9 protein-coding genes and 1 pseudogene are annotated in these 7,144 nt (G+C 32.0%); 5 read left to right on the top strand and 5 right to left on the bottom strand.

Going from position 1 to position 7,144, the window contains the following annotated elements:
- Window positions 1-29: 29 nt before the first annotated feature.
- Window positions 30-887 carry a hypothetical protein gene (locus tag A33S_RS0107970; protein WP_009385242.1) on the bottom strand — a complete coding sequence of 286 codons (858 nt, stop codon included), beginning with the start codon at window positions 885-887 and terminating at the stop codon, window positions 30-32.
- A 95-nt stretch (window positions 888-982) separates the two neighbouring features.
- Here A33S_RS0107970 and A33S_RS0107965 point away from each other — a divergent pair, with 95 nt between their 5' ends.
- Both A33S_RS0107965 and A33S_RS0107960 read left to right on the top strand, forming a co-directional pair.
- Window positions 983-1,393, top strand: a complete 411-nt coding sequence (locus A33S_RS0107965; RefSeq protein WP_009385241.1) for a hypothetical protein — start codon at window positions 983-985, stop codon at window positions 1,391-1,393.
- A 150-nt stretch (window positions 1,394-1,543) separates the two neighbouring features.
- Window positions 1,544-2,002 carry a DUF3967 domain-containing protein gene (locus A33S_RS0107960; RefSeq protein ID WP_009385240.1) on the top strand — a complete coding sequence of 153 codons (459 nt, stop codon included), beginning with the start codon at window positions 1,544-1,546 and terminating at the stop codon, window positions 2,000-2,002.
- 266 nt (window positions 2,003-2,268) lie between these two features.
- Here the strand turns inward: A33S_RS0107960 and A33S_RS0107955 are convergent, their stop codons facing one another.
- From A33S_RS0107955 to A33S_RS12065, 3 genes and pseudogenes are all read right to left on the bottom strand, one after another.
- Entirely contained in the window at window positions 2,269-2,745 is a 477-nt protein-coding gene (locus A33S_RS0107955; protein WP_017176724.1) for a hypothetical protein, read from the bottom strand.
- Between the two features lie 510 nt (window positions 2,746-3,255).
- Window positions 3,256-3,438: a hypothetical protein gene (locus A33S_RS12530; protein ID WP_009385238.1), complete on the bottom strand. Its 183-nt coding sequence runs from the start codon at window positions 3,436-3,438 to the stop codon at window positions 3,256-3,258.
- Window positions 3,439-4,025: 587 nt separating this feature from the next.
- Window positions 4,026-4,163 (bottom strand): annotated as a pseudogene (locus A33S_RS12065) (protein rep); the annotation flags it as partial.
- Window positions 4,164-4,218: 55 nt separating this feature from the next.
- On the opposite strand from A33S_RS12065, the gene A33S_RS0107935 reads away from it, so the two are divergent.
- A complete protein-coding gene (locus A33S_RS0107935) occupies window positions 4,219-4,893 on the top strand; it encodes an IS6 family transposase (RefSeq protein WP_017176721.1) in 675 nt (224 codons plus the stop codon).
- Window positions 4,894-5,071: 178 nt separating this feature from the next.
- Window positions 5,072-5,167 carry a type I toxin-antitoxin system Fst family toxin gene (locus A33S_RS12275; protein WP_002441941.1) on the top strand — a complete coding sequence of 32 codons (96 nt, stop codon included), beginning with the start codon at window positions 5,072-5,074 and terminating at the stop codon, window positions 5,165-5,167.
- 132 nt (window positions 5,168-5,299) lie between these two features.
- Here A33S_RS12275 and A33S_RS0107925 read toward each other — a convergent pair whose 3' ends face one another.
- Complete coding sequence (locus A33S_RS0107925; RefSeq protein WP_017176720.1) at window positions 5,300-6,490, bottom strand: AIPR family protein; 1,191 nt, start codon at window positions 6,488-6,490, stop codon at window positions 5,300-5,302.
- Between the two features lie 180 nt (window positions 6,491-6,670).
- On the opposite strand from A33S_RS0107925, the gene A33S_RS0107920 reads away from it, so the two are divergent.
- A complete protein-coding gene (locus A33S_RS0107920; RefSeq protein WP_017176719.1) occupies window positions 6,671-6,892 on the top strand; it encodes a helix-turn-helix domain-containing protein in 222 nt (73 codons plus the stop codon).
- Window positions 6,893-7,144 lie beyond the last annotated feature (252 nt).

Below are 7,144 nucleotides of genomic sequence, written 5' to 3'. Positions count from 1 at the left end.
GAAAGCCCCTAATTTAGGGGCTTTTACTATTAATGTTTATGATATTTTGTACTATGTCCTTGTTTGTAGGAGCAATATGCAGCTCTGTATTTTTGGTTACAATTTTTATGTGATTTGCAATATCTAAGTGCACCATAATCACAATCACTGTGATAAAAATTAATTATTGCTTGAGGTTTCCATTTTTCTAAATGTTTATGGTTACTTTTAGGGCCATTAAATCTATTACAATGAACCCAATCTCCTGTTTTATATGTTTGTCCATAGGCAAATGTTTGTATTGGGGGAGTGTTATTGTCCATGTCATTATGTTCCTCATGATCTTCCATATCCCCGATTATTTCATTTAAGTTTTGTTCTAAGATTACTTGGTACTCTCCGTTTTCATCTTTTTTGATTGTTTCTTTGTTGTTTTCATCACTTTCAACTTCAATTGTTTCAGGGTTTTCCTCTACATCAAAACGACCGTCATTTATTTCTGTTTTTTTACCATTCACTATTATAGTGTCGTCTTCATCGTTGTGACCATCGTGCATTTCGAATGTACTATGTTTCTGATATTCTATTTCTTCGTCCTGTGGGAGAAGGTAACCATCTTTTATAGCTTCTTCAATTTCTTCTGGAACTGAGCGATATTGTACGAGGACTCCATCTTCTAGTTCCCATCCTATTTCTTTTAAAGTTTCTTTTTCTTCTGGTGTAGCACTGTCCCAATCTGTTTCTGGAGCAGTGTATTTAATAATAATTTTACCTTTTGCAGATGTTGATTGTTCTTTTGTTGTTGTTTTGTTGTTGTCTGTTGCTGCCAATGCTGAAGTGATTGGAACGATAGTAACTAAAGATAGGATTGCAATTAAAAATGGGATGTAAAATAATTTCTTTTTCAAGTAGTACAACTCCTTTTTTATTATATATGTAAATGCTATCATAAGCTTATAGAAAATGAAAGTGGTTACCAAATTGATGATTTAGGGGTGGTATTATGAGAAAGTGCATCGTTTTATCTGTGTTATTTGTAGTGGTGTTGTTAGGTGGGTGTCAATCTAAGACTGATGAGTCAATATTATCTCAGCAAAGTGGAGACATTAAAGAAGTTAAATTAGCCGATTTTATTGGTTTAGATGCTTTTAATGAGAATTTTGATAAAGAATATACTAAAACTGAAGATATTGATGTTTTTAAGAAGGGCTTCCAACAAGCTGAGGAAAAAAAATACGATATTGAAAAATACGATTATAATATTAAAATAACACTATCCGATGGTACTGATAGAGATCTGCATTTAACGAAAAATGATCAAGATGAAATTGTTTTAAAATATATTGGAGATAGTACGGATACATATGTAATTGATCCTAAACATTCTAGTGAAATAATCAAATTAATTTATTAAGGTAATTGAGTAGCATAAAGCTACTCTTTTTTATGGCATAAAGCCAATAAAATATATCGTGCTGTAAATGGTGATTGTTAATGGTACAAAGTAAGAGAAAAATAAAGGCTTTTTTTAATCTGTATCGAAACTTTTATCGAGGTGATAAAAGTGAAAAACGATTCAAAAGTATATTCTAGTAAGGATGTAGCAAAGCGACTTTCCATAGAACCTGTCACCGTTAGAAAATATTCTCAAATGCTTGAGGAACAAGGATATTCTTTTAAAAAGGATGAAAAAAATTGGAGACAATATAGCGAGGATGATATCCGGTTTTTAGAATATGCTTGTAGTTTAAAATCTGCGGGGAAGTCTCTTAATGAATCGATTAATCATGTAGCGAGTTTATATCGTACTAGTTTGTCTATATCGCAACCCGATACTTCGCTACATGATGATGAAGATCTTTTATTACAGTTTGTAAAAAATCAGGAAGATTTTAATAAAAAACTTTTGGAACAAATTGATCAGCGAGACAAAAACTTTACGATAGCAATTCAAGAATTGCAAGAAGCAAAAAAACAAATTGCTGCCGGAAAGGAAAAACAGTGGTGGCAGTTTTGGAAATGATTTATAATATATTTGGTTAAATAAAAGTGATGTCGCAATTCTTGGAGCGACGAATAAAACAGGAATCGTTCTTCTCAATGACGATTTATAAAAGGGAGTCGCAAACCCATTATGTGACTCATTAAAATGTGGGCAGGAAAGTTATATCAACGGTTTGAAAGGTATAAGTTCGCATTGTAATAGTTACCTATAGTATCAAGAAGAAACTCGTTTTCAACTCGTTTCAAAAACCAAAATAGCGTGCCGAATTCGGCATGCTATTTAATTTATTCAAAACACTCACTATACACTTGACCAACACTAAAGAATCCAATTGCTGCAGACAATGCTTGAGGTCCCGCAGCACTTCCAGCTGTTTTGACAGCAGAAACAGCTGCGTCTTTCTTAGACATCGTCTTACGAGCTTCTTTATATGCTGGAACTAACTTAGTAGCGAATGTTTTTGCACCACCAGCAGCTTTAAGAACTTCTTTTACTTTAGCAATTTTAGCAGCAGAAAATGCATTACTAACGATTGCTAAACCTATAGCTGATGTGCACCCTACAACTCCACGCTCAGAAGTAGTTAAATTAGAATTTTCTTTTTGTAAGTATTCATTTGTAGCCTTATCCCCTTTTGCTAATACTGAATCTGGAATGTTTCCTACCGTAGTAAGAAACTGCGTCAATTCTTGTTGATCAACATTTTCTAAACTTATGCCATCGGGAATGTCTGAACCACTTTCTTGCGAACTTTGAGTCACTTATTTAACATTACTAACCTCATTCGCTTCTACGTATGAAGTACTTCCAAAACCAAATAGTAAAGCAACGCTTGATAATGTTACAATAGCCTTTTTCAAAAGAAAATTTCCTTTCAAATAATAAATTTAAATGTTACATTTTTTAGCATAACATAATAAAATACCTTTTATGGAGGTGTCAGAATGAAAAAAAATTCTGTTTTAGCGGGAATAATAATACTACTACTTATGATTTGCAGTATAGTATTGAACTTAATCAATATTCCTAGTGAAGCCAATATCATATACTCAATAACAGCCATTATAATTATTATTTTATTGTTCTTCATTATTCCAAAAAACAACAAATCATAGTATTGCTTTATTGACAACGAGCCTCTGAACCCTTAACAAACCCTAAACTTGTCGAATCGTCGGCTTAATAGCTCACGCTATGCCGACATTCGTCTTCAAGTTTAGTTAAGGGTTCTTCTCATTGATCAATAAATTTTCTCGGCATAAATGCGTGTTCTACTTCTTGTTTTTATTCTTTTTAATAAAAAAATCGAGTAGTATCATAAAAAGTGCAAAAAATAATGCAGTAACCAAATTCAAATATACATGAAAATCAATTGCTGGTATTACTAAATCAAGTAAAGATTTTAAAATAAAAAACGAAACAAAAAAGTATATAAAATATAAAAAGATTTTCAAAACAAAACCACCTCTCCGAAAAATCTATCACACTAAATACCAAAGTTTAAAATACCTTTATTTGCAATTTTAAGGTGATTTTTAGAGCATTTAGGGGTATTTTATATTATTTATCCCAGAATGATTTAATGGCTCTTAAAACGCAAATGAGAGTCAAATAAATATATTTTGATTTCACATCACAAACTTTTAGCAAAACCAGTGACGATTTTTAGACACTGCCCAGTTACATGCAAACTAAAATTTTGCATAAAATCCTTTAAAAAGTGATGACGTTTTTTAGTTCCTGCAGGGGCAAATTTCTGTAAAAAATACCGAAATCTTGATTTTGTCCAAAATGCTTTGTAAGAGCATAAGGGAAATTTGCATACATTTAAAAATGTATGGTCTGGCGAAGCCAGACATTTCAAGGGATACAGCAATTTCTAAAGTGCAATCATTTTTTGCTTTTGTACCCTTAAGGTACCCACAACATATAGTATGGTACCCTAAAAGTACCCTACGCATATTGTGGCTGTACCCTAAAAGTACCCTAATGTTTTTTAGTACTTTTCAATAAAACAACGCTAGCTTTTCAGCTAACGTTGTTAAGATTTTCTTAAATAATAATTCTGCTTTCTGAAATTCCACTGAGCAATAATTGAATGTGCATCTTTCTCTTCTTTATCTTTTTCTTCATCACTTGTACGAACTAAATCTCCTTCTTCTGCATCATCTAAATTTAGGTTCTGTTGCAAAGTTGAATTTATAGTATAATTTTAACAAAAAGGAGTCTTCTGTATGAATTATTTCAGATATAAACAATTTAACAAGGATGTTATCATTGTGGCTGTTGGCTACTATCTAAGATATGCGCTTAGTTATCGTGATATATCTGAAATACTAAGAGAACGTGGTGTCAATGTTCATCATTCAACGGTCTACCGTTGGGTTCAAGAATATGCTCCGATTTTGTATCAAATTTGGAAGAAAAAACATAAAACAGCCTATTACAAATGGCGTATTGATGAGACGTACATCAAAATAAAAGGGAAATGGAACTATTTATATCGTGCTATTGATGCAGAGGGGCATACATTAGATATTTGGTTGCGTAAGCAACGCGATAATCATTCAGCATATGCGTTTATCAAACGTCTCATTAAACAATTTGGTAAACCTCAAAAAGTGATTACAGATCAGGCACCTTCAACGAAGGTAGCCATGGCTAAAGTTATTAAAACATTTAAACTGAATCCCGACTGTCATTGTACATCGAAATATCTGAATAACCTCATTGAGCAAGATCACCGTCATATTAAAATAAGAAAGACAAGATATCAAAGTATCAATACAGCCAAAAATACTTTAAAAGGTATTGAGTGTATTTACGGTCTATATAAAAAGAACCGCAGGTCTCTTCAGATCTACGGATTTTCGCCATGCCACGAAATTAGCATCATGCTAGCAAGTTAAACGAACACTGACATGACATATTAGTGGTTAGCTATATTTTTTACTTTGCAACAGAACCATTAATTATTCAACATAATTCAACTTATCGGAAGTAGATATGCTTACGTGTTTACAGATGATATAATAATAGAGTCGCCTTAACTTCCGGCGATATTTTCGACGGAAGGAGGTGCTTCATATGCTTATGATCTTCGTTCACATCATTGCACCAGTCATTAGTGGCTGTGCAGTTGCGTATTTTACTTACTGGCTTAGTAGTAAACGCAATAAATAGAAGGCGACGTTAAGCCGCATCAAAAAATCCCCTCACTACCGCAAATAGTGAGGGGATTGGTGCATATATGCATATAATCTTCGTTAAATGTATTATAACATCCTAGTGCATAGGAATGCAAAATATAGAATATTACTTATTACTCAATAACTGTTCAAGTAATAAATCCTTTCTTATGCTATCAACGATACGATAATTAGCTTGCCAAAGGGTTTTGCTTTTTCCAACTAATTGAGGATTTGTATCAGTGTCAAAGGTATTTTGCACCAACCTTCTTCCTGCTTTTTGCCATACTTCTAATGGATCAAATTCCCAATCAATTGAATCTGAACCTTCTTGCTTAATTAAAGCTCTAAATGCCCCGAAAATGGGGAGCAAGTAACCTACTGATATTTGATAGTTGATTTTTTGTTGAGTAAAATCAGTTTTATAATCTCCAGAACCTTCAACTCCTCGTACTTTGCCAAAGCTTCCTTTTCTTCCTTCCTCTTCTTTAAATTCTTGATATTTTTCTGGAAGTTCAAGTTGTATTAATTCGTAAAGTTGAACCATTTTATTTAAATGAGGAGATAAAAGTTCATATATGTTGTATGGGGTTTTCCCATTTTCGTATTTTTCATATTCGTTTTTATAATCTCTAAATACAGCTGCTTTTCCTGAATAAGCTGATACTGGAGCACTACTATCATCAGGAAATCTTTTGATATTGAAGGAAAACATTAGTTTTAATAGTTCTGCAATACGTATTTCTTTATTGTCATTATCTTTATATGCTATATCATTAGCATAAGGTTCATTTTTTATTGCATCTTTTATGAATCCGAATTTGCTATCTAATTCAAACAATGCAATGTCACTCACTTGCGCTGATGTGTTTCTAGCATCAGCTAATGCTGATGCATCAACACTTTCCCCTACTATAATTTCTAATTTTACATACTTATTAATGTCTTCTGATAATTTATCAACATTTTCTATTATTGCAGTATAAGTATGCCCTCCATCTAAAATTCCATATCTAGTATCATCGTCCCCTAAATCTAAAGTTACAAGATGACTATGTGTATCAAATTTTAATGATTTAGCAGTAATGACTATTCCACGATTATTGATGTCGAAATTTGTATCATCAGGACCAGTTACTGCATCAATAAGTTGTTTTGCTACTGCTGTATTCATTTTCGGTTTTCTAGGATTCACTTCTAGAGAGAAATCAGTAGGCAAGTCTTTAAAGTTTACCCATGTGTAATAAGTAGTAATATCGTTGTTTGATGGGGATACAATTGTTCTAACGGCTTGTGCTTTGAATTTTTTTGTTGTCATAATATTTTTACCTCGCTTTTGATTTTTGGCTTGAGCATTTTTGCTAAGCTATAAATATATTCTAGCATGGAATTCTATTCACAAAAGGCACCAAGGTTCCTTTTGTGATATATTATTACTATGACTAAAAGAAAAAATAGAGACTTAATAAAATTTGGATCAATTATAAGAGAACATAGAATGAATTTATCTCTTAAAAAAGATACAAGGAGTTATTTCTTAGATGATCGAGTAAGACAAGGATTAATAGAATATGAAGATCTATCTGTAAAGACTTTAACTAATATTGAAAATGGATATAATTTACCTAGTTTATCAACTTTGAAAATATTATCAACTGCTCTAGAAATTGACTTCTTTCAGCTATTAGCAGATGTGTATGACTATATTCCAAGGCAATGAAATGTAATTGAGTATAATCACATTTCATTGCCTTTCTATTTTTTTTGATTTCATTTGTTTTTGAATGAAGGGATCATAAAGATAAAAGCTATTAATGGACTCTGCTTTATCGTATAGCAAATAAATATATTAAATTCGATATAGTTTGTCTGTTTAAGGTACACCCTAATCATACAAAATGATTTGTTGAAATTATAGCAATGTCACTTTATTCAATATATGAGAATGATTTTACCTAATAAATGAGAAAAG

The organism is Staphylococcus massiliensis CCUG 55927, assembly GCF_000298075.1.
In the GTDB taxonomy this organism is placed as follows: Bacteria; Bacillota; Bacilli; order Staphylococcales; family Staphylococcaceae; genus Staphylococcus; species Staphylococcus massiliensis.
Note: the sequence above shows the minus strand (reverse complement) of the source record. Positions and strands in the feature narration are given on the sequence as shown.